Source organism: Pseudomonas chaetocerotis (genome assembly GCF_015712105.2).
GTDB lineage: Bacteria > Pseudomonadota > Gammaproteobacteria > Pseudomonadales > Pseudomonadaceae > Aquipseudomonas > Aquipseudomonas chaetocerotis.
This window is the reverse complement of sequence record NZ_JACFYX020000008.1, coordinates 12368-35981: the sequence shown is the minus strand read 5'-3', so window position 1 is coordinate 35981 and position 23614 is coordinate 12368. Positions and strand designations below refer to the sequence as shown.

14 protein-coding genes and 1 pseudogene are annotated in these 23614 nt (G+C 56.1%); 7 read left to right on the top strand and 8 right to left on the bottom strand.

The genetic code is table 11. The annotated features are described in order from the left end of the window. Positions 1-64: 64 nt before the first annotated feature. From hrpA to H3221_RS15030, 5 genes are all read right to left on the bottom strand, one after another. The gene (hrpA, locus tag H3221_RS15050) at positions 65-4108 is read right to left on the bottom strand and encodes an ATP-dependent RNA helicase HrpA (protein WP_196477130.1); all 4044 of its coding nucleotides are present in this window, start codon (positions 4106-4108) and stop codon (positions 65-67) included. Positions 4109-4319: 211 nt separating this feature from the next. Beyond that, positions 4320-5723, bottom strand: coding sequence for a hypothetical protein (locus H3221_RS15045; protein WP_196477129.1), 1404 nt, complete (start codon positions 5721-5723; stop codon positions 4320-4322). Beyond that, positions 5720-7489 (bottom strand): VPA1262 family N-terminal domain-containing protein, encoded by a 1770-nt coding sequence (locus tag H3221_RS15040; RefSeq protein ID WP_196477128.1) that lies wholly within the window; start codon positions 7487-7489, stop codon positions 5720-5722. The genes H3221_RS15045 and H3221_RS15040 overlap by 4 nt, the downstream gene beginning before the upstream one ends. A gap of 152 nt (positions 7490-7641) precedes the next feature. Further along, positions 7642-11520, bottom strand: a complete 3879-nt coding sequence (locus tag H3221_RS15035; RefSeq protein WP_196477127.1) for a hypothetical protein — start codon at positions 11518-11520, stop codon at positions 7642-7644. Positions 11521-11862: 342 nt separating this feature from the next. Continuing rightward, entirely contained in the window at positions 11863-12066 is a 204-nt protein-coding gene (locus H3221_RS15030; RefSeq protein ID WP_196477126.1) for a hypothetical protein, read from the bottom strand. A 311-nt stretch (positions 12067-12377) separates the two neighbouring features. Between H3221_RS15030 and H3221_RS15025 the strand changes: the two genes are divergently transcribed. Continuing rightward, on the top strand, positions 12378-13337 hold the full coding sequence (locus H3221_RS15025) for a restriction endonuclease (protein WP_196477125.1): 960 nt from the start codon (positions 12378-12380) through the stop codon (positions 13335-13337). A gap of 57 nt (positions 13338-13394) precedes the next feature. On the opposite strand, the gene H3221_RS15020 is transcribed toward H3221_RS15025, so the two are convergent. The 3 genes from H3221_RS15020 to H3221_RS15010 form a co-directional block, all read right to left on the bottom strand. After that, entirely contained in the window at positions 13395-14600 is a 1206-nt protein-coding gene (locus H3221_RS15020) for a hypothetical protein (protein ID WP_196477124.1), read from the bottom strand. A gap of 416 nt (positions 14601-15016) precedes the next feature. Continuing rightward, the gene (locus H3221_RS15015; protein WP_196477123.1) at positions 15017-15943 is read right to left on the bottom strand and encodes a hypothetical protein; all 927 of its coding nucleotides are present in this window, start codon (positions 15941-15943) and stop codon (positions 15017-15019) included. An 85-nt stretch (positions 15944-16028) separates the two neighbouring features. Further along, a complete protein-coding gene (locus H3221_RS15010; protein WP_196477122.1) occupies positions 16029-16739 on the bottom strand; it encodes a hypothetical protein in 711 nt (236 codons plus the stop codon). A 96-nt stretch (positions 16740-16835) separates the two neighbouring features. Between H3221_RS15010 and H3221_RS15005 the strand changes: the two are divergent. From H3221_RS15005 to H3221_RS14980, 6 genes and pseudogenes are all read left to right on the top strand, one after another. Beyond that, positions 16836-17924: pseudogene (locus H3221_RS15005) on the top strand (transposase); the annotation flags it as partial. Between the two features lie 395 nt (positions 17925-18319). Then, on the top strand, positions 18320-19213 hold the full coding sequence (locus H3221_RS15000) for a pentapeptide repeat-containing protein (RefSeq protein WP_196477121.1): 894 nt from the start codon (positions 18320-18322) through the stop codon (positions 19211-19213). A 317-nt stretch (positions 19214-19530) separates the two neighbouring features. Beyond that, complete coding sequence (locus H3221_RS14995; RefSeq protein WP_196477120.1) at positions 19531-20631, top strand: HNH endonuclease; 1101 nt, start codon at positions 19531-19533, stop codon at positions 20629-20631. Between the two features lie 475 nt (positions 20632-21106). Next, on the top strand, positions 21107-21349 hold the full coding sequence (locus H3221_RS14990; protein WP_196477241.1) for a hypothetical protein: 243 nt from the start codon (positions 21107-21109) through the stop codon (positions 21347-21349). Then, positions 21342-21644, top strand: a complete 303-nt coding sequence (locus H3221_RS14985; RefSeq protein WP_224490622.1) for a LasR-specific antiactivator QslA — start codon at positions 21342-21344, stop codon at positions 21642-21644. The genes H3221_RS14990 and H3221_RS14985 overlap by 8 nt, the downstream gene beginning before the upstream one ends. Before the next feature lie 374 nt (positions 21645-22018). Next, positions 22019-23605 carry an ABC-F family ATPase gene (locus H3221_RS14980; protein ID WP_106732466.1) on the top strand — a complete coding sequence of 529 codons (1587 nt, stop codon included), beginning with the start codon at positions 22019-22021 and terminating at the stop codon, positions 23603-23605. The last annotated feature ends 9 nt before the right edge of the window (positions 23606-23614 follow it).

Sequence of the window (23614 nt, the reverse complement as noted above, 5' to 3'; positions counted from 1 at the left end):
AATCGGGCGCCAGGCGCCCTACCCTGCCGCGCCGGCCCGGGCAGTGCAGCCCAGGCCACGCCGATCACGCATCAACCAGCGTCCACTGCTTGCTCAGGCGCTTGTCTGAAACCGCCATCTTCGTCCCCAGTTGCTGGGCGAACAGCGACACGCGGTACTCCTCCAGCATCCAGCGATACAACGTCAGTTGCGGGTCACGCTTGCCCTCCTGGGCATGCTTGCCGGTGCGCGCCTGGTACTGTTCCCAGTAGCCCGCCAGTTCGCCCGTCCACACGCGGTCACGCTGCACCTGCGCGCCCACCTTGTCCAGGCGCTGCTCGATGGCCTTGAGGTAACGCGGGATTTCCTTGAGCCACTCGCCCGGCGTTTCACGCACGAAGCCGGCATAGACCAGATTGGCCAACTGCTGCTTGATGTCGTTGAGCGCCATGGCCTGGGCCAGGTCGATCTTGCCCTTGAAGCGCTTCTGCAGGCCGTGGTTGAGCTTGAGGATTTCCAGCACCAGGCGGGCGATGCGCTCGGCGTGCGCCGTCCAGTCGCCGCGCTTGCGTTCGGCCAGTTGCGCCAGGGCCGCACCATCGCGCGGCAGCGTGGCTTCGCCGTCGAGGATGCAGGCATCCAGACTGGCCAGCAGAATGTCCTCGACCAACGCCTCGACGCGGCCGATATCGCGGTACAGCAAGCCCAGCTCGGTCAGCCCCGGCAACTTGCCACGGAGGAATTTCGCCTGCTCGGCCAGTTGTTGCAGCAGCAGGCGTTGCAGGGCGCGGCGATGTTGGAAGTCGGCTTCGGCCTGGGTCGGGAAGCGCCCTTCCTTGACCACACCGGCCTCTTCTACCAGCGCCGGATAGACCGTCATGGAAAGCCCGGCGATCTTCTGCTGGGCCTTCTCGGCCACCTCGGCGAAGGCCTTGGCCTCCACCGCTTTCGGCTTGTCGCTCTGCTGCGGGATGGCCAGCGCAGCCTGGCTGGCTTCGGCGAAACGCGCGGTCAGCTCGGCCAGGTCACGACCTTCGCCGAGGAACTTGCCGCGCGCATCGACCACCTCGATATTCATCTTCAAGTGGCTTTCGATGCTTTCAGCCGCCTCCGCCCAGGCCTCGTCCGGCACCCGTGCACCGGTCATGCGCAACAATTCATGGCCCAGCGCCTGCGGCAGCGAACCCTGACCGAACACCAGCTTGTCCAGCGCGGCGCCGACGAAATCCGGCACTGGCACGAAGTTCTTGCGCAGCGCCTTGGGCAGGCCGCGCACCAGGGCGATGCACTTGGCTTCCAGCAGCCCTGGCACCAGCCATTCCAGGCGCTCGGGTTGCAGTTGTGGCAACAGCGGCGCCGGCACGCGCAGGGTCACGCCGTCACGCGGATGGTTGGGCTCGAAGTGATAGGACAGCGGCAGTTGCAGCTCGCCGATGCGCAAAGTGTCCGGGTACTGCGCGGCGGTGACTTCCTTGGCATCGCGGGCCAGGGCGTCTTCCTCGCGCATGATCAGCAGCTGCGCGTCGGTAGCGCTGCCCTTCTTGTACCAGCTCTCGAAACTGGCAGCCTGGTAGATGTCCGGCGGGATGCGCGCGTCGTAGTAGCCGAACAGGGTTTCCTCGTCGGCGAGGATGTCGCGGCGGCGCGACTTGGCCTCCAGCTCATCGAGGCGTTCCAGTAACTGGCGGTTGGCGGTCAGGCAGCGCACGCGGCTGTTGATCTCGCCGCGCACCAGGCCCTCGCGAATGAACATCTCGCGCGCAACCGGCGGGTCGATGGGGCCGTAATGCACCGGACGACGACCGACGATGATCATGCCGTACAGCGTGACCTGCTCGTACGCCACCACCTGGCCGCGCTTCTTCTCCCAGTGCGGTTCCAGGTGGTTCTTCTTCACCAGATGCGCCGCCAGCGGCTCGATCCAGTCCGGCTCGATCTTCGCCACCATGCGCGCGAACAGCTTGGTGGTTTCCACCAACTCGGCGGCCATCACCCAGTTGGGCTTCTTGCGGCCGATCACGCTGGAGGGGTGAATCCAGAAACGTCGTTGCCGTGCGCCGAGGTAATCGCCCTCCTCGGTCTTCTGGCCGATCTGGCTGAGCAGGCCGGCGAGAATCGCCTTGTGCACGGCGGCGTAATTCTTCGCCCGCACCGCCGCCTCGCTGGCCTCGGCCTGCTGACGGGCGATGGCGTTGACGCGAGTATCCTTGGTCGGTGCCGGGCTTTGAGCCTTTTCGTAGGGTGGCTGGCCGGAGCCATCCACCTTGGCGGACGCGATATCCACCTTACCTGCGCCTTTGCCCAACAACTGCAGATCACGGGCGATCAACACCAGTTGCCGGTGCGCATCGCGCCATTCGCGCAGGCGCATGTAGTTGAGGAAGTTCTTCTTGCACCAGGTGCGCAGCGGGTTGCTGCCCAGCTCCTGGCGCTTTTCCTCGAAGCCGCGCCACAGGTTGATCAGCGCGGCGAAGTCCGAGTCCACATCCTTCCACTGCGCGTGCGCCTGGTCGGCGGCCTGCTGACGATCCATCGGTCGCTCGCGCGGGTCCTGCACCGACAGCGCGGCGGCAACGATGAGGATTTCCTCCAGGCTGCCCTGCTTGGCGCCTTCGAGCACCATGCGCCCCAGGCGCGGGTCGATGGGCAGGCGTGCCAGCTGGCGACCCAACGGTGTGAGCTGGCCTTCGCGGTTGACCGCCGACAGCTCCTGCAACAGGTTGAAGCCGTCGCTGATGGCCTTGCCGTCTGGCGGCTCGATAAAGGGGAAGGCCTCGATGCTGCCCAGGCGCAGGTGCAACATCTGCAGGATCACCGCCGCGAGGTTGGTACGCAGAATCTCCGGGTCGGTGAATTCCGGGCGACCGAGAAAATCCTCCTCGCTGTACAGCCGAATGCAGATGCCCGGCTCGACCCGCCCGCAACGGCCCTTGCGCTGGTTGGCGCTGGCCTGCGACACCGGCTCGATGGGCAGACGCTGCACCTTGGCGCGGTAGCTGTAACGGCTGATGCGCGCGGTGCCAGAGTCGATCACGTAGCGGATGCCCGGCACCGTCAGCGAGGTTTCGGCGACGTTGGTGGCCAGCACGATCTTGCGCCCCGGCATGGGCGCGAAAATCTTCTGCTGCTCGGCCGGCGTCAGCCGTGCGTACAGCGGCAGCACCTCGGTAAAACGCAGATTGGCCTTGCGCAGCACCTCCGCCGCCTCGCGAATCTCGCGCTCACCCGGCAGGAACACCAACACGTCGCCGGGCCGCTGGCCCACGCTGCGCTCGTGCTCGGCGATCTCCTCCAGCGCAGCGAGAATGCCCTGGTCGATGGACAGGTCATCGAGCAGGCGCTCGCCCTCCTCGTCCACCTCGGCCGCCAGCGGGCGATACCAGGTTTCCACCGGGTAGGTGCGGCCAGACACCTCGATGATCGGCGCACCATTAAAGTGTTTGCTGAACCGCTCCAGATCGATGGTCGCCGAGGTGATGATCAGCTTCAGATCCGGGCGGCGCGGCAGCAGGGTCTTCAGGTAGCCGAGCAAAAAATCGATGTTGAGGCTGCGTTCATGCGCCTCGTCGACGATGATCGTGTCGTACTTTTCCAGAAAGCGGTCGTGCTGGGTCTCGGCGAGCAGAATGCCGTCGGTCATCAGCTTGATCAGCGTGCCGTCCTTGCTCTGATCCTCGAAACGCACCTGATAGCCCACCAGCTCGCCCAGCGGCGTACCGATTTCCTCGGCCACCCGAGTCGCCACGCTGCGCGCCGCCAGGCGGCGCGGCTGGGTATGACCGATCAGGCCATGCACGCCCCGGCCAATCTCCAGGCAGATCTTCGGCAGCTGCGTGGTCTTGCCCGAACCGGTCTCACCGGCGATCACCACCACCTGGCTCTTCTCCAGCGCGGCCTTGATCTCGTCGCGCTTGGCCGCAATCGGCAGCGCATCGTCATAGCGCATCGCCGGGATGCTGCTGCGCCGCGCCGCGACCTTATCGCTGGACGCCTGAAAACGCGCCAGCCACTGCGCCAGCTTGGCCTCATCGGGCTGCTTCTGCAGCTCATGCAACTGCCGGCGCAAGCGATGACGCTCGGCGATCATGACGTGGTCGAGGTTGTTCTGCAGCGTGGCGAGGTCAGTCATCTGGATCGGGCAATCAGGGCAAAGGCGCGATTGTCGCAGATTACGGCTTATGGCGGGCAGGCTATGCCGCTGCGGAGGCGTGCGAGATTAGGGCGTAAAGGAGCGGCGGGTTTCGGCCATTTGCAGCCGTTCATGATGGCAGCTACCGGCTAAAAGTGGTCACTCCTGACCGCGCTGAAATTAGTGACGCCCGTGCTCAGAGCAGCAGCTCTCAACGCCCCCGCTTGCTTGGATTGTTTACGTCAAAATACCTATAGCGAACTGCTAGAAATTCACTTTCCGGCTCGATAGCTGGTGGTAGGGCAGTGGTCGCTAGTCGGCTCCTAATGGAGAGACCATGCTGAACCAAGCGCAGCCGCGACGAGAGGCAGTTTCGATAGGTTATCAACGCAGATACGTCGGTAAACCACTTCTGCTCAACGTTTGCGATGCCCTCCAGAAGCCTCTCTCGCTCAGATTGAGCCTCTTCTAGAGGAAGGCACGCGTAATACATAGCCACTGGATAATCAAAAGAGCATACGGCAGGCGCGTGCAGGTGCTTGCCTTCATCCTGCCCGTAATCCCATTTATCCCATCTCAAAAATGCGAGCCGCCACATTTCTGATGATGCCCCATCCTTCAAGGCATCCTGGAATGCATTGAGAATATTGGCCACCGGTTGAACGGTTCCCGCATATGTCCAAAGCTCAATAGCATCCAGAAAGTCAGCCCAGTGGACTGCGCCCAACTCCGCTAGAGCCTTGGGAAGAGCCTTCTCAGCAACCGCACCCACGTGAGGATAGTGAACGAGCCCAGAAATCCAGGCCCTCCAATGATCGGTTTTGGCGACTTGCAGAAGCAGATGGTAGAGATCCTCCACAGAACCATAAGGAGCTGATGCTTCCTCTATATCGGCAAGCGAAGCAGCACAAATAAATTTAAAACTGAGGTCACTAACTGAAAGTGCAAAGCCGGCTGCATCTGCGGCGAGAACATCTCGGGTGCCAATTGAAAAGAAGATGTCCTGCTTTTTTTCTATAAACCTGGCAAGCCTTTGGGGGGCGAACCTCCTGAGGAGCAGCACTGCCAGCCTGACCTCGGATGTAAGAAAGATAGGCTGATGTCGGATTAGGCTTTCAAGCAAGCGGTACTGATGGCCACGGCATAAAGTCTGAGCTTCCTGGCGCGACTGAGGATAATCGCGACCACCGTAACCGCCCTGTGTATCTAGGTCTGTCGCCCCCAAAATAGATTCCAATCCATCCAAAAGCGGCTGGCTGACCATTTCCTGCGTAACCGCGGCGAGGGCCTCAGCATCTGATGCTGATGAAATGGCTAGAGTCGTAAGGGCTATCTGTAGGCGATAAAAACCCTGCAAAGACCCAGGTGTTATGAACGCAAACTCCTGAAGTGCCCAATCTTTGGCACTGAGCCGCTGTAGATTCTGCTCATCTGCTCCCGGGCTTCCTAACTCGTGCCCATGCCATAGCGTTTCATTGAGGTCGTCCCTCAGATCCCCAAGGGGAAAAGACTCAGATTGAGCATCGATATTCTGTATGCGCACTAAGGCTCTTGCAGCTGCAGCAGGTATCTCTGGCCCTGTCGAATCGACCATATTTACTTCTGCCTCAGTCATGGCGTCTTCCAGATTAGATACTGCTCACCTTCAAGCTGCTCCCAGAGCTCCTGAAAGGCTTGAGCTATGGGTTCTCCGTGAGCAACCTTTTGTAGGATGTGGTGTTCATCCCCATAGCTATTTATCGAGGTGCCCAATGACCACGCCAAAGCCGAGCCTATTTCGCGCGGGAAGATAATGAAGCGATCATGGAACCCCCAGCCTGCTCCTCCTTCACGAACGCGAAACTCAAGATGCAAGCCCCTGCCATTTCCCTTAGCTGCTTCAAGATGAGCGGCCTGATCACGTTTTTTTTGTTCAGCTCGAGCAAGGGCCTGTCGACGACGCTCGCGCTCGTCGGCATCCTCAACTACTGAATTCGGCCCGTCGTCAGGGGGGGCTTTGCCAGCAGTCAATGCGCGGAGCTGCACGCCGTGGTGAGGACAAAAGAACAATGTGCGCAACACATCCTCTGCGTTAAGAAATGGATCCCACAACCAGACCCCCTCTCCACCATGTTCTTTCATCAACCACCGGAGATCCTCTAGCGCCACCATTCGCCTTGTGAACTTTCGCGATAGGTTCTCTGCGCTTGTGTCCTCAGCTTGAATACTCTCAGGCTCCGCAGCCGGTTTTTTTTCGACTTCTTGCAGCACGCCTTCGTCAAGGCCGTACTGAACAAACTCCCTTCTCGATTTGAGGCTTGCGACCGATTCGCTGAACACGCGTTGCGAAACCCACGGTTCACGAGGAGCCTCAGGCTTGCTGCCGATGAGCTGCGCGCTTCTTTCCTGGATTAGTGCCAGTGATTGTGGGGCCATATTTCCCATGGAATCCGGCAACAGGAAGTCTCTCCTGGGCGACGAGCTTCCAGGATGGGCGATAGACATCGAAAAGGACGCAGCAGTGAGGAAGTGCACTGGAGGTGTTGCACTCAGAAGTACTCGTCTGTCCTCATCCCAAATTTGGGTCCGGGCCCCACCACCCGGCGAATTAAGCTGCAGCGTCGCCTCACCAGTAGAAATGACAGCGGCATCGAAACTGGTCACAGTGGAGTCCTGCCAAATTTCAGCAGCAACACGCACGTTTCTAGGAGAGACGTCAGGGTGCCAAGTGATAGCTACCGAATGGTCGTAATCAGAGGAGCTACGTGCCTCCGAGGAAATCACTGTGACAGGTAGCTGAATGATGATGTTGCCTAGACGATCTGACATCCCGTCCAGCTTTATCGGTAGATACTCTCCAACAAGTTCGGCAAGACAGGTTAATCGTCTTGACTCGCCAAATAGGAATCGCAAGTGCTCTTTGCTGGTATCGAACAGCTCCAGCACGTGAGAGCCCTCAAAAAAGTTGTTCTTGAGAACTCCATTCCATGGATGACTCTTAAAACCGTCGGCAGGAACGAACTGAGGAGGCACAGCCGCCAACGTGCCGGTTTGGAGCTCCACGGGGGCGGGCCTCCATCGACCGGTCATTTCAAACTCAGAGACCTTTTCAAGAAAGGCATCTAGCGATAGCCGATATTGTGCAATCCCCACATACCAATCGGTTCCACGTAATTTCAACCGCTTTTGGTTTAGAAGGATCGACTTCCAATCAACCTCAGCAGGCGCCTCAACCGGCTCCGCAACTGCAAGCGTCAAGAAATTTGTGAGCGCCTTGCCTTGAACCCCCAATACTTCGGTGACTTCAACACTGCGATAGAAGCCAATTACTCCTGGCTCTACCAACTCGTCCAGCTTTGCCCGTGTTCTTGCCGCATCCCAGGCAATCATCTTCTTCGGCATTGAAATCTGGCCTTACTCCGTGGTTACAACACATTGCGGACATCACAAAAAACAAAGCAAACTTAATTTCCGTTGAGACGCACCATGACTGATGTTGGCCGATTGCCGCCGGTTAGGACGGGCAGCTACCGGCCAGCAGGAGTCGGGCTAGCCTATTCGAAACTACCAGTACGCTCGCGCTCTTCTTCGTCCTCTCGAAGCTCTTCCGCTGCGATTCTTCGTTCGAGGCTCGCTCTAGCTGTCGCCAATACTGGCTTAAGCTGTTCCTCGTTACCGAGACTCAGAGCATCGAGCAGCGGAATCCGTTTCTTCAGGATTTCGGCCAAAGACCCGGACCAGCCAGAAGGCGTAAATCGCTTCAAATAGGCTTCGATTACAGCCTTCTTATCAGGAGCATTAGTGAGCACAGCGAGCGCGGCATCCGAAATAACCAACTCAGAATCGTCCGCAGAGTCGATATTGGTATGCTCTTCACTTGCTCGACTTCGGGTGTCGAATAGCTTGCAGCTCCGCGCCGCGAACACGTAACGATCAGGCGGCGAGGCATTACACCAATCGACCAATACGTCCACAGGGACAACGCTCAGAGCTGTCTCCTTCCGATCACTGTAAGGGCGCCCAATCACCGGCGACATCTGACGGTAGTAGGCTTCCTCGCCGGGAACATAGATCGCGTCGAGCGCTTGTCGCGGCATGTGCCTGAGGAACAGCGAGATGGCGTCTTTGATGGCATCTCTAGCGGAATAACTAATTTCCATCGTGCGCGCAAAGGTAACTAGACCGTTCAACACCTCCAGCGCTGCTTCGGAAGAAGCTAATCGCTTCAGCGAAAACTCCAATATGCTCTCAATGCGGTAACCGCTATTGGCGCGATCCCCAAGAACCTTTCCCCACTCGGCTGAGCGCAGAAGATTCAGGCAGGTTATCGCGAGAGACTCCTTATACGCATCATCGTGATCTGACGCGCAGTGGACGACCATAGAGAGGATGTCGAGAAACACAGCACCTCCATCGGGCAGCAGTGCTATCGCGTAAAGCAACTCGCCAATCTCTTCAACAGAGAACGAGTCGGTTTGTCTGCCCATCCCGAGATAGGAGTATTGCCAGGCGGGAGTATTTCCAGCCTTGATTGATCGGTGGATTCGATTGTAAGCCGCTTGGTTCAGCGGTATGCAATGAAGGTCCATGATCCACTTGACCCAAATTGCATCAGTCACCGCGCTGTCGAGGAACTCCTCGGCACAAGCGGGAGATGCGTGATGCCAGCCGTTGATCAAGCCGCGTAGGAACAAGACACCGACTGCTCCGGGCGTGGCAGTGGCGATATGTTCCTTAGCCGCATCCAAAATCCATCTCGGGTCCGCAATCTGCTTTCCAACGCCAACCCCGAAAGGAAATGCATTGGCTCCTGACTTGGTTGAGATCAATTGCGGGAGTAACTCCAAGAGAAGGCCGTCAATGGTGGCAGCAGTCTCCCCAAGCTCCTCCACGGCCTGATTTGATCTGCGGATTCGCTCACTAGTCGTTTTATCGAGCTGATCTGCATCATCGCCATCAAGATCCAGGTCGAAATGGTTCGAGTCTAGAAGTCGAGCTCGAATCATGTCTGGTATAGCCTTCGGTTTGAGAAGCTCCACCAATTCGCGCAGCTCGTTCTGAACTGCCTCATCGCATTTGCCCGAGTCATAGCGAAGGATGCTTTTGACTCCAAACCAACCTTGAGGCCAGCTCACGACTGAAGCCAGTTCTTTTACGGCTGCACACACTTCTGGCCTCAGACTCGTGCCAAGCCAAAGTCCTCTTAAGCGTCGACCCAAAATAGATCTGCAACTTTCAGCAAGGTCGGACTTCTGCTTACCAATGTCGAGTGCCATGCGGAGGAACGGCATAAACCACGCCTCAACGTCTAATCGGGATTCCGGAGCCCATCCCTCGCTCCGCTTTCGAGCTCCGAAATCGAATCTGCTCACGGAGGTAAAATGCCCTGCCTCAAGCGCCGCATCGAGCAGCAACAGCCCCAACTGCTCTCGCTCGGCATCGCCAGACTTAAGCAGTTTTATGACGAACTCTGCCCTTTGATTAGGAGGGGCATTCGTACCTGATAGCACGCAGAAAAACAGAGACTTCAAAATTTCAACAATAGATTCGTGCCCCCCATTTTCCTTAGGGTCCAGCAAGGCAAACCGGACGAGAATATCGGCGGCCATATCGAAGTCTTCTTCTTCGAACGCGATGGCTTTCAACGTATTCGCATACTGAGCACGCTTGCTGTTTTCGCCCGAAAGGAAGCTAGGGACATTAGCAGCCCGTCCAATCGCCGCTAGGGCGATCTTTGGGGATACAGGCGCAATGTTGTGAAAGATCTCATGGCCAATGTCATTGAGAGTCGTTAGGTCGCCAAAACGCCCAGATGGCGAGAGCCAGTCCCGTATGAGCTCGGCGGCTTTTGCGCTTTCATGTAGGTAACCAAGTCGCCGCGAGAACGACCGGGCAACACGTTCGGTCGCGGTATCGACAAAGATACTCACGATCTGCGATTTGGGTATCGCTTCTAGTGCCTGGGCTGCAAGTCGATTGGCAATCGCGTGTGGCAAAACAGCACGCCATTTTCCACGCGCCTGTACGAGACCTCTTCGCTGTAGATCAACCACTTTTCGCTGTAGGGTGATCAATGAAACGTCAGCAACAGCGGCAATTTTGTTGAGCTCTGAACCAGGCCCATCGTCCTCGCCGTCGAACGAGTACAAGATACTGGCCGCTTCCGCGCAGCTGAGGAGATCTTCATTCTCGGCGTTCTTCTGATGAAACAGGCGCTTGAACAAGTCAGAGTCTCGCAACCGCGCCAACTCACCAGTCGTCGTGACCGTCGCTGCCAACGCAAACGCGACGCGAGCATTACCGTCTGAGAATGCGGTGATCGTATCGACATCACTGAGCGATAGGACTGGATAACGCCGCTGAAGAAGCTGCTTGATTACGTCATCGGAGGAGCCTTCGAGACGGTAGCACTTCGTGGCGTCTGGTAAATCGTCTCGAACGTCGTACTCAACAGTAACCAAACCTATCTTGCTGCCAGACTTTTTCAGCAGCTCGGTGAGCCTCTGATGAGTGTCAGCTCCGCAGTTGTCCACGACGAGAACACAGTGACTTCCGTCTTCAATTAGCGCTTCGAGCATCGCTGAAGGTTGAGGCGAAGGCCCATCTGATAGGTCTGTGTACAGCACGTCATCAGCACTCAGCGCAGCTTGGTTCGTCTGTACACGTGGATCGAAAAGAGCCTGTACCAATCTAGTTTTGCCGACGCCAGATAAGCCGACAATGCGTACGCTTGCCCCCTTCGACAGGTCGAGACGCAGGCGATCAATGGTGGCCGAGACATTAATGCCCTTCTCCGCGTCAGGCGTGAACACTTTGACTCGATCATCAAGCAGATATTCTGAGTCGACGGTCGTCTCCTGGTATGCCCAGCCCGAGTATGGGCGCCAACCCACAAGTGGCTTGCCTAGCTCGTGTTTCACCCAAGCTGCGATCGCAGGGTGTTGCTCGACCCAGTCTGCGATCTTTCTTGCGTCATAGAAGGCAACATGCGGCGAGGAGCCGAGGCCGTTGGCCGACAAGCAAGCTCTCATTGCATTGAGTCGAAGATCGAGAGCGGATTCGGAGGTATCGTCTCGCGTCGCGGCGATGACGTAACTTCCTTTGGTCGTAGCGAGGTCGCGTATTGCTTGTCTTAGCACTCCCTTGGGCGCCATTTCCCCAGGTATCTTGCTGGGGGTGAACACCTCGGCCTTTACCTGAAAGGCTGTGTTGTCATTGGGTAGATAGCCAGATATCCCCAGTGGCGGATTTATCTCTACCCTGACGTCCACCCCTCCATCTTTTGCTCTTTGATCGCCACCCCAGGTGACGGCCGACTCGGAGCCCCCGTGCTTGCGAATCTCAGCCCGACACAATCTTGCGATCAGTGTGCGCGCTTGCTCATCGTTCAGGGCTTTTATGTCCGCAGTGTCTACGTGAAATAGTGTGTGCATTTGGGGGCGTCAGGCTGACTGAGGCCTTAGCTTATAGCCTGAAGGCGCTTTTGGCGCAGCAAAGACTGGCGAGACGAAATAGTCGAGGGTTGGTTCCATCCGGCTAGCATGGCTGCAAACCAAACCGGAAAATCCAGAGTCCTCCGGGTATTCACCTCTGGCCGGTAGGATCCTCCTCGTAGTGAGGCTTGGCGTCTTCGATGCCACTGCTTGGCAGCCTCGATGACTGCTCTTGGCCGGACGCGGTCGCGAGGCAGCCAGCGTCTATGGAAGTTGCTGGAGGACTCCGCCTTGGCGAAGCCAGCAGCACCTGCCGACTAATCCCTACCCACCGCTCGTGAATCACATCGACCAAAACTGGACGGGCAGTCGCTCCTCATCGAACCGCTGGGTAGTGGCGTGAGGTTGTACAGGAACGATGATGAGGTAGTAGTTGGAAGTAGGGGCCACTGGAGGGTGCTCATCTCCCACCCAGGCGAGGATCTTGGAAACTGCTAGTACGCCAACTGCTACCAGGTGGAGGATGCTGATCAACTGCTTGTTCATTTGGGGTGTCCCGCTTGATTTAAGGGACACCCATTTAATGGCCACTTTCCGCGTGCCAGTACCACCTGCAAAAATTTCCTCGGCTCCCAATTTAGGAACTGAGATTGGGGCTATGCACACCTTCTAGCGTGTCACCAGGCCGCTTCAAAATATTATCAGCGCTGGAAGAACCGGGAAGACTCCTGGCTTTCAGGTGGTAAATTGGAGGGATGACTCGGCTCAAGGACAGATCGATCCGATGTATCTTGCACGCACCAATGACGGCAGGCGTATGCTCTGCGGCCTAGTCTTGGCAGTAGGTGAAAGCACTCATGCAAGCGTTCATTCTCAGAATCGCGCCCAGCAACATCGACAAGGTGCCTGAAGCGCTCAAAAGCGATCAAATCATTATCGGGTGGTCAGCAACGCCAGGCTTACTTGATGCGTCGCTGCCTTGGAAGAAATTCAGGCAGCAAATCCACATCAACCATTACTCAGAAGAGAAGACCCTTCGCCGTGCCGGTGCAGCTGCTGGCCACATGTGGCGCTTCGTTCGCGAGATGCAGATTGGCGATCTTGTGGTGGTTCCCTCTGGCCCGAGTTTCTACGTGGCTGAAATCATCGGGGATGCCGTTTATCTGCCAGAAAGGTCAAGTGATGACACGAGTTATCGGCGCGCCGTCAGGTGGCTCAATGGCAAAAAACCGATCCCTAGGAATTATGCGAAGGCCGCTCTTATTTCCAGGATGAAGGTTTACGGAACGTCGGCATCAGCAACAGACTTGGTGGAGGAGATCAATGACGCGCTTACGCGAGCGGCCTCCGGCAGCAAGCCTTCTTTCAAAGTCGAATTGCAGGGCGCACTTATTGAGAAGACCGTTGCTCATCTCCGGTCAGGCCATATCGACAGCTTTGGATTCGAGGAGCTGATCAAGGAGCTGCTGATCGAAATGGGTGCCAAAAATGCGCAGGTGATCGCTCGCCGCCAGGATAAAGGGGCAGACGTGTTAGCCACCTTTCGAGTCGCAGAAACATTCCAGTACACGCTTGCTGTTCAAGCGAAGCATTGGAATGGGAGCTCTCCCGTTACAAGCAAGGTGGTTAAGCAGCTCATTGATGGGATCGAGGCGTCCAACGCCAACCTAGGGATGGTGATTACCTCAGGAACCATCGATGAGAGCGCGGTAAAAGCTGCTATGGCTTATACGGAAGCTAACGGTACTCTAATTGAACTGGTTGATGGTGAGCAGTTCGCAAAGATGCTCATCGAACAGGGCATCGGTAGATGGTAATCTTCATGGACTAGGTTTGCGCAGCACAATAGTGCTTAGAGGCGCCGCTGGGCCCTGCTACTCAGCTAAAGCCTTGAAGGTTACGGGTTGAATAAAGCCAGACTCTAGACCTTTTTCATAAACAGTATCGAACGCCCTGTTGAATGCAGCTGCATCTTCAAGTTTTGAAGTCCAATTATTCAGCTCTGCATACCCTAGGAACAAACACGGAATCCCGACATCTTTCGATAGCGCCAGCACTCTTTTAGAGTAACTTTCTCTGTCATCATCAAAAACTTCTTGTAGAACGATCAAGCAGCGTGATTTGGATTGGGCCGTTTGAATATAGAGCGTGCCGTTCCCGAAATGAATCTCAAGGGTGGCGGATTTCTTCAAATATCTAGCCGCCCCTCTTGTTTGCATGATTGCCTTATCGAGAGATTTTGATACCGTTTTTCTCTTCCGTTGAAGAGAACGATTCATGGATTGTTCAGTGTTAGGGCTGTCTTTTGCTTGCACAAGCAAATTGTAACCAGCGCATGAAACAAGCACATCAACAAATTCTTCGTTGTTGTCGGTACGAAGTGGATTTATGTAGATGAGATCCTCGAAGAAATTCCTGGATAGAAGTCTGGCAATGTCGGATTCCTGAAAAGACCCAGGCTCTTCTCTCTCCAGCATGGAAATGAAAAAACTGCTGCCGCTGTGAGTTATTCCTCTTCCTGAGGTCAAGTCCATGATCGCGATGTCGTCTGCGATTATCGACTCTATGAATTCCAGTTTAATGGCGCTTTCATCATCCTTATAATCTCTTAAGGAAAACCAATATCTGCCAAGCTCGACAAGCTTCTCGGCATTCTGAATTGTCGACGTCGCAAGAGAATAATCGTCAGGATTAAAGCTTTTATAACTTGGGTTTCGCGCCTTATATGCCAGCAGCTCGCGATTGTTCTCGTCAAAGAAGTGAATATCAAATGACTCATACGAAAGCATCTGCAATATAGACTCCGCCATTTCATCTTGCAGGAGTGGAGTGACAAGCATCAGAGGGTCGAAATCATCGTCCGGGAAAGCTGTGACTAAAGTATGTACAATAGAGTCGTTTATATGGCATTTAGCTAGATAAAAATGAATCGTTTTTTTGAGCTTGACTGCTAGCAAAGCCTCTTTCGTGGCTTTTACCACCATCATGTATTTATTTGATACAGGGTCGGCAAAGGTGCAGATTCCGATAGGAACCATTGAGATGAAATTTAGTAGTCCTGGCTGTTTTACTGAGAGCATTACTGCGAGTCCCTATGTTGAATCAATGGCAGATAGATGTGTTTGATCATATCGAGTCGTTTTGCAATTCAAACAGCGACATTGCCCTAGCCTCACCAAATACCTGGGGCAGACCGCGATAATGAGGCTGCTGATAGGCAGCTACCGGCCAGAAGCAGCCCTTCGCAGTAGTCAAGAGCAGGCAAAAAGAGGACGATCTCACAGTCATCGGGAGACCATATTGAGGCTTGAAGATCTCTGGGAAACTGGGGGCGATTCAAGGATCCGGAGGCGCCGGGATGAATGCCCACACGGACGGGCGCCTCAGGTGACGGCTTTTTCGCGACGTTCGTCGCTTCGGCTAGCTGTAGGTGCCAACTTCAGTCCTTCTGCGATCAAAGGGAATAGCCACGTAATATCTCAGATGCATGACCATCTTATACAGGATCACTCTGGGCTTTATTGCTACCAAACACCAGATTCCATAGGGTAGGAGCATCCCTATGTGTGTAGCTTTTAAGCGGTATATCTTTGGTATTGACTTCGAAAAAGTGGCCGTCCATCAGCCACTCCATGAAGCCTAGCAAATCAGGTGTGTAGTCAAGGACATAGAGTTCCTTGGACTTGGACGCTTTGGTTGAGGAGATTTCAAAGTCGGCTCCTGCGAAGTAGTTGTCCTGGAGAATAAAAAAGTAGTAGCAGCCGATCTTAAAGTGGATAATGGGGAGGTGGATAAAAGATAGGGCTATACCTCTTCTCTCATCAGCGATGAGGTGGGCTTTCAAGCCCTGTCTAATTGTGTATTTAAGGGCGTTGTCGTCTATTAGATTTTTCGAAATATTCTTGGTTAGTTTATCAATAGGTAGCGCGTATACTGAGTGATGGCACTTCTCAGTTTCATTGTTGAGATAGTCTCGCATCATTGATTCTGAAAGAGAGTAGATTGCTTCAAATGTATTCTCTTTTGGTTGTGTGTCTTTTAGGCGCTCTGTAGACGCGATTAATCGCCATGCGATTGAGATGGCGAAATTGTACACTTCGTCATCGATTGGGCTTGGCGTTTTGCCTCGATAATATTTCTTGAAGATCTCGTCGGTAAAGTATTTTTCGAAAGTTGAGAATTTATCCTCGCAAGTTTTGCACATCATCTTAAAGGCTGGTGTGTCGGCCACCATTTTTTCACGATCATTGTTGAAGTAGAAACTATTAAGCTTGCTCGCTCGCTTTAGCCAGCGCATTACAAATTTGGGGATGATATGGCCGAGCTCGTCTAGTTCTCCTGTTTTGCAAAGCAGGCACTTGGTAGGCATTTTTTCTGCTTTAAAAAGTTCTTCATATATTCCAAGGTTGGTGAGCTTTTCCAACAAACTTTTCCTTCGATTGGTTCATAGTGACGCGTTTGTAGACGTGTGCTTGCTGCAAGGTATTCAGCTACTCTCACAGCGCCGTTCACTGAGCTGCTAAGCGGGGCATCGGAATGAATTCCAGAATTTCATCACCCGCCGACACGCCTGAGGCAATATCTACATCCCTGCCGTTTACAAGCGCAACATCACAGGTGCTCGAAACAGTTCCACTAATTGCAGCGGTCTCACTCATCAGGGTGAGCATGAACGACACGACGGACTGCTTGACTTGATTGGCTGGTAAGGACTCAAGAGCTTCAGTAACCACAGCCTGGAGCCTGGCCTGCAACGCCTGAGCTTGCGCCAGAGAGAAACCACCTGGGAAGCACATCACTCTACCCTCGGTTAGGCGACATAGGGATTCGGCGCTGTGGTGCTGGTGGAAGTAGACGAAACGAGTAACAGGTTGATCATTCACCAGAGTGGGGTATGTGAACATCCATGACGTCTCGGCGAGATCGGCTGCTAGGCGAGGGCTATCAGCATGAACCTGTGCAAATGAGGCGCGGGCTTGCAGGATCAGCTCCAATACCTCATCAGGACTGCCGAAGCCATGGTCTCTGACAAGCGATTTGACAGGATCAAGCATCGCCAGGGAGCCGGCGCCCGTGATGATGCCAACCTCTGTTCTGACGATCTTCTCTTCGTTGTCACCGCAAGGGATTCTTGCGCCGTGCTCGGTGATCTGAGTGACACGTTTGTCAGCCGCGATGATGACCTCATCACCTAAATGCGCGACCAGAATGCAGGTCATGAATTCTCTCTCCTTGGCGTGGGGCCAGCAGTTGCGACTGAGCTCTGGGCAGCCGCAAGGCACGAGCGTGCGCAGGCATGATAGCCCGAAGGCATTCGGCTGGGTCTGGAAGACCAAGTACCCAATCACTCGACCTTTTCGAAGAATCGCCATGGCCGTTTTCGCGACAGTGGCCTGTTCCGCTGGTTGTTCAATGAGGTGCTGCGGCGCTGCATGGTGGCCGGCCTGGTCAAGGGTGAAGGTTTCGCCGTTGACGCCAGCATCATCAAGGCGGATGCCCGCCGGCAACGTGGAGTGGCGGGAGATGAAGTCGATTGGCGTGAACCTGCGCTCAGCAGCCGCGCCGTGCGCGAGTACCTCGAAGCCCTTGATGAAGAGGCCCTGGCTGAAGCTCTTCCCAAGAAAGTTTCGCTCACCGATCCGCAGTCCCGTTGGACAGCAGCGCCAGGCGGCCCGGCCTACCTTGCTTACTCTACGGACTACCTGATCGACACTGAGCACGGCGTGATTATGGATGTAGACGCGACCCCGGCGCACCGTACCGCCGAAGTTGATTCGACCAAAACGATGGTCGAGCGCGTCGAAGCGCAGTTCGACCTCACGCCTGAGCGACTCATCGGTGATACCGCCTATGGCACTGCCCCGATGCTGGCCTGGATGGTCGAAAAGAACATCGACCCGCATGTCCCAGTCTGGGACAAGACCGAGCGCAAGGACGACAGCCTCTCCAGTAACGACTTCCACTGGAATCCGGAGGCCAATGAATACCACTGCCCAACCGGCAAACCGCTACGCAGTGAATGGCGCGCCTTCATCCAGAAAAGATCGCGGGTGACCAAGGCCAACACCATTATCTACCGCTCCAGCCAAACCGGCTGCGCTACCTGTCCGCTAAAAGCGAAGTGCTGCCCCAATACACCGAATCGGAAGATCGTCCGCAGCATCCATGAAGCTGCCCGCGACGTGGCTCGACGCATCGCCAAGACACTGGAATACCTCATCTCTCGCTGCGAACGAAAGAAGGTGGAGATGCTGTTCGCCCACCTCAAACGGATCATGAAACTCGACCGCTTACGACTGCGTGGCCTGACCGGCGCGACTGACGAATTCACTTTGGCCGCGACCGTCCAAAACCTGAGACGTATGGCCAAGCTCCTGCCTCACGGGCCACCGCTCACGGGATAGGTACGCCTGCGGCGAGCAGAAACCCTCGAATTAACCCTCAAACCTGAGTAAGGACGCTCAGTGAAACACCGAAAGGAAACTTGAAGTGGCTTGCAGCCACTTCGACAGCAGGTACACCTGACTGACTGGTTGCCACTGAACCTACTTTTTCAACAGAATCGGCCAGAAGCAGCCGTTCGACTACGACTGTTTTCGATCCGAAGCAGGCGCTTAGCCTTGATAAGGCTCTTGCCATTAAATAACATTCATCCGTAAAGATCACCGATCTCAGTTTTTGTTTATTGAGCTCTGTCGTAGGAAACGCACGTCAGAACTGGAATATAAAACCAAGGGAGCCAGTCTCCCAAAGACAAAATATTTTTTCTTTAGCAGCAAATAGAAACAAGGAATTTAATGTGTCTTCCAGCCGAAAAGGGATGCGCGCACTAGGCGTGTTAGATAATCCAATAAAAACAGCAGCACTTATATTTATTCTTGTAGTTATTTTTGTGTTCTCTATAACTGCTGGCTGGGGTTGGGTTAGCGGAAATGTACTTCCAGCAACCACTCTTGGCTTATATGACCGAGGGTTTTGGGAGAATGTGCTGGTTGAAATGCATGGAATGGTTGTTGAACTAGCGGTGGTAGGTATCCTTTTGCTTTGGCTAGATGGGAGACGAGATAAAAAGAAAAACCTAGACCAGTGCAGAGAGGATCTAAAGAATTATGCGCGTTTAGACTTCCCTGAGGCTCATCTAAAAAAAATTGGTGCCCTAAAAACACTTATCGAGGCTAACGAGGCAGGGCTTGATGCTCGCTACCTACATCTATCAGGCCGCACTTTGACAGAAATCAACATAGTCGGTTGGAATTTGATTGGGCTCAAGATAAATGGAGGAAAACTTGAGGCGTCAATATTTACAGGAGTTGACGCACGATCGAGTAACTTTGTTCAGTGTAAAATAAAAAACACAACCTTTGAGGGTGGTAGCCTCTATCGCTGTAAATTTGAGGGAGCTAGATTAAGGCAAGTTGTATTTAGAAATGTTCGGATAGAGAGCGCAGAGTTTACACGCTGTGACATGCAGAGCACTGTATTTGATGGGGTAAGCTTACAGGGCGTAAAATTTGAGGGGGCGAATTTAGATAATTGCAGCTTCAAATCAGCTCTTGATATTGATGTGCATGAGCTTAGCAGAGCCGCCACGCTTAATCACATTGCGATTAATGATGAACTGCTTATTCAGCTTATCGCGCTACGACCTGATATGAAATATCAGTCTCGAAGACTCCGGCCGCAGGGGAATTGAACCCCATCACCTCTTATCAAGGCTGACCCACATCCAGCCACGGAAAGGTGAATTTACCGTTAGAGCCTCCGCAAATCAACCTCTGGAGGGGGGGGCTTGTTGATCCTCAGCAGCCCTGACGATAGGCCGGTTGCGGACGCCTGCGACATGCTCCTTACGGTGAGCATTATCCACTTAAGTCAGTGTCCACTCAGTCCAGGACAGACCACGCGAGAAGGTTGTGGCAGGTCAGGGAATGGGGTTTGCACTCACATGGGGATGCAGGGGCAAGTGGCACCATGCCATGATTCGGGATCGACGAACCAGGGAGCCTTGTCGTGGCGCTGTTCTTGCAAAAACCGGTGTTCTGGAATACCCGAAATTACGAGCAACCCTCTGGTGTGTGGGCCACCAGCGGGTTTCCCAAGGACTATGGGTTCGGCCACGAGGAATGGAACAACTCGCCCCGCTTGAGGTTGCTCGATCGCAAGAAGGGCTACCGAGCATTTCATACGGAGGAGGTTGGCAATGCTCCAGTGGACAGCAACTTCGGGCAGAACTTCATCTTCATGACCGCCTCCCATGATGGTGTTCAGCAACTGGTCGGAGTCGCAGCCAACGCCGTGTCCCTGATGAGCTCAAGGCCCGGGCGGGAGGCTATCGTCAAGGCGCTTGGGCTTGACGATCTCTGCGCCGAAGCCTGGGCAGTGCCCCGGGTGCGAGAGCAATTCAAGCACTCGAAGCGGGACTTCAACAAGCTATGGAAACGCAACCTCCACTGGATACCGACCTGGATCTGTCCCGAGGAGTACTTCCTGTGGCTGGATGAGCCAGTGACCCTGGACCCGAAAAGGATCACCGGCAAAAAACGCCTGCTGGGCATGTACATCAGCCATACGACGCTGGATCGGGGTACCGCGCAACTGTTCATGGATGCAGTCCCACAGGCCATGCGCAACGAACGATGGTCCCTTATCGTCGATGCCATCCAGACAGCGCCGTCGACACCCGCCTTCAGCGACGAGATCGAAGGGAAGGACGCGCTTGTCACCGAGGTCCTGGCGCAGTCCCTGGCCCGGCGCGGCCAGGGCCAGTTTCGCCAAAGCCTTCACCAATCATGGGATCGCGCCTGCGCCGTCACCCGCTTAGATTGCCCGAGCGTGCTCAGGGCTTCCCATATCAAGCCGTGGGCCAGGTCGAAGGCTAATGAACGCCTGGATCCGAACAACGGCCTGTTGCTGTGCGCCAACCTGGACGCCCTGTTCGACGCGGGCCTGATCACCTTCGAGGATAACGGTGACATGCGCGTCAGCGCGGATCTCACCCGGCAACAGCAAAAAGCCCTGGGTTTGCCCATGGGCCTTTGCAAGCCACCCACGCCTGCCCAGCAGCGTTACCTGAAACATCACCGCGACAAGGAGTTCGAACGCTGGAAATAGCGCCGGGCCTCAATGCCCCGCCGCTTGGCCAAGGCACTTGTAATAGATCAGGAGCTTGCCCTCGCGCTGGTAACCAAGGACCGCTTCTGGCCGACAGCAGCCACTCCACACCTTGCCCTCTCCCTCACCCCGCGCTACAGTCCGCTCCGTCACGGTCAATCCCGTGACCGGGTGTAGGAACCCGTTCTGTCCGGGCGCGGTAGCGCCATAGTCGAGAGCAGGCGCTTTTTTTGTGCCTGTTGTTTTCTCGTGCATTTATGGCGGGCCGTGTGAGGCAGGCTTCGGCCTGGCCGGTTCCCTCGGACGCCGGTATTCCTACCCTTGCACGGTCCGCCACCCACGCCCGTAGGAAGGCTGGATGGCGGCTCCTTAAATCGTTCGAGGAGCATAAGGAAAATGCACTATCCCCCTTTTACCCAAGGGCGCCGCCCTGGGCTGCTAGCTGCCGTGTCGACTTCCGTTGTGGAGGTGCCGCATGTCCACATCTGAATCCGTCGTCATTCACTTCCCTTCGCCACGCAATCCGTTGCACAGCTTTGTCGCGAACGAATACCCCTTGCAGGCAGCCGCCGAATATCGCGCGGCCTTGCTGGCGATGCTGTTGCGGGGCTTGCCGGAACCGGAACTGGCGAACGCCACCAGCGCGCTGCTGAGCGAGTTGATCGTGCTCTACCGCCGGGCCATCGCCCAGGCAGCCTGGAGGGCCGAGCATGAATGAGCTGCAACGACACTTCACCCACCTGCCCGGCCATGACGGACAACCGCCCGCCGAGTTCGGCTGGAACACCGATTGCCAGACGAGCTTCGGTCACGGCGTGCAGACTGCGCAGGCCTGGCTGGACGACGCCAACAGCGGCTGGCTGTGGGCCAATCTGTTGCTGGAGCGCCAGCTCTATCCGCCAGGTGCGCAGCGCCATGCCTTCGAGACGGGCTTTCTCAGCCGCATTCACCAGCGTTTGTGCTCGCCGCTGGGCGGCGAGCACGGGGCCGGGCGCACCGAGTTCAGGCTGTAGCCAACCGGCGAGGCGCCTCGCACAGGCGGCAGCCACTCGGAGGTGCGCGCGGCGCCCCCTCCCCTTGCGTCGTCTGCTTATTTGGCGTCCCGGCATGTAATACCCTGCCGTCAATCTCCGCGATGGCTGAAGTTACATGTGCCAAGTGATACCATTGCGCGCTTCGACGTCGCCCTGAGCAGCACCAGGCCCCGGCGCCACGATGCCCGACACTCCCCCCATGCCTCACCAGCCTATCGGCTCGTCTGCCGGCAGGGGCGTAGCGTTCACCCATATGCGCAGGTTCGTCTTCCTCGGTTCGGGCCGGGCTGAAAGGCTCGAAAGCGGTATCACCCTTTAAACAGCGCACCTCAAGTTACTGATAGGTAAGTCCTTTGATTTCCACCGCTAACATCACCATGCAGTTCGGCGCCAAGCCGCTGTTCGAGAACGTTTCCGTCAAGTTCAACAACGGCAACCGCTACGGCCTGATCGGCGCCAACGGCTGCGGCAAGTCGACCTTCATGAAAATTCTTGGCGGCGACCTCGAGCCCTCCGGCGGCCAGGTGATGCTCGAGCCGAACGTGCGCCTGGGCAAGCTGCGCCAGGATCAGTTCGCCTATGAAGAATTCAACGTGATCGACACCGTGATCATGGGTCACGAGGAGCTGTGGAAGGTCAAGGCCGAACGCGACCGCATCTATTCGCTGCCGGAAATGAGCGAAGAAGACGGTATGAAGGTCGGCGAGCTCGAAGGTGAGTTCGCCGAGATGGACGGCTACACCGCCGAGTCCCGCGCGGGCGAGCTGCTGCTGGGCCTGGGCATTCCGCTCGAGCAGCATTTCGGCCCGATGAGCGAAGTCGCCCCCGGCTGGAAGCTGCGCGTGCTGCTGGCCCAGGCGCTGTTCTCGGACCCGGACGTGCTGCTGCTCGACGAGCCGACCAACCACCTGGACATCAACACCATCCGCTGGCTGGAAACGATCCTCACGGCGCGCAACAGCACCATGATCATCATTTCCCACGACCGTCACTTCCTCAACTCGGTCTGTACCCACATGGCTGACCTGGATTACGGCGAGCTGCGCCTGTTCCCGGGCAACTACGACGAGTACATGACCGCCGCGACCCAGTCACGCGAGCAGCTGCTGGCCGACAACGCCAAGAAGAAAGCGCAGATTTCCGAGCTGCAGAGCTTCGTCAGCCGCTTCTCGGCCAACGCCTCGAAAGCCAAACAGGCCACCAGCCGCGCCAAGCAGATCGACAAGATCCAGCTGGCAGAGGTCAAGCCGTCGAGCCGCGTCAGCCCGTTCATTCGCTTCGAGCAGACCAAGAAACTGCACCGCCAGGCCGTGACCATCGAGAAGGTGTCCAAGGCCTTCGACGACAAGGTACTGTTCAAGAACTTCAGCTTCACCGTCGAAGCCGGCGAGCGCGTGGCGATCATCGGCCCCAACGGTATCGGCAAGACCACCCTGCTGCGCACCCTGGTCGGCGAAATGGAGCCGGATGCCGGTTCGGTGAAGTGGACCGAGAGCGCCGAGGTTGGCTACTACGCCCAGGATCACGCCCACGATTTCGAAGATGACGTGACCCTGTTCGACTGGATGGGCCAGTGGACGACCGGTGAGCAGGTGATCCGCGGCACCCTCGGGCGCATGCTGTTCTCCAACGACGAGATCCTCAAGTCGGTGAAGGTCATCTCCGGTGGTGAGCAAGGCCGCATGCTGTTCGGCAAGCTGATCCTGCAGAAGCCCAACGTGCTGGTGATGGACGAACCGACCAACCACCTGGACATGGAGTCGATCGAGGCGCTCAACCTGGCGCTGGAGAACTACCCGGGCACGCTGATCTTCGTCAGCCATGACCGCGAGTTCGTTGGCTCCCTGGCCACGCGCATCATCGAGCTGTCGGACAACGGCGTGACCGACTTTTCCGGCACCTACGACGACTACCTGCGCAGCCAGGGCATCATCGTCTGACGCCTGCTG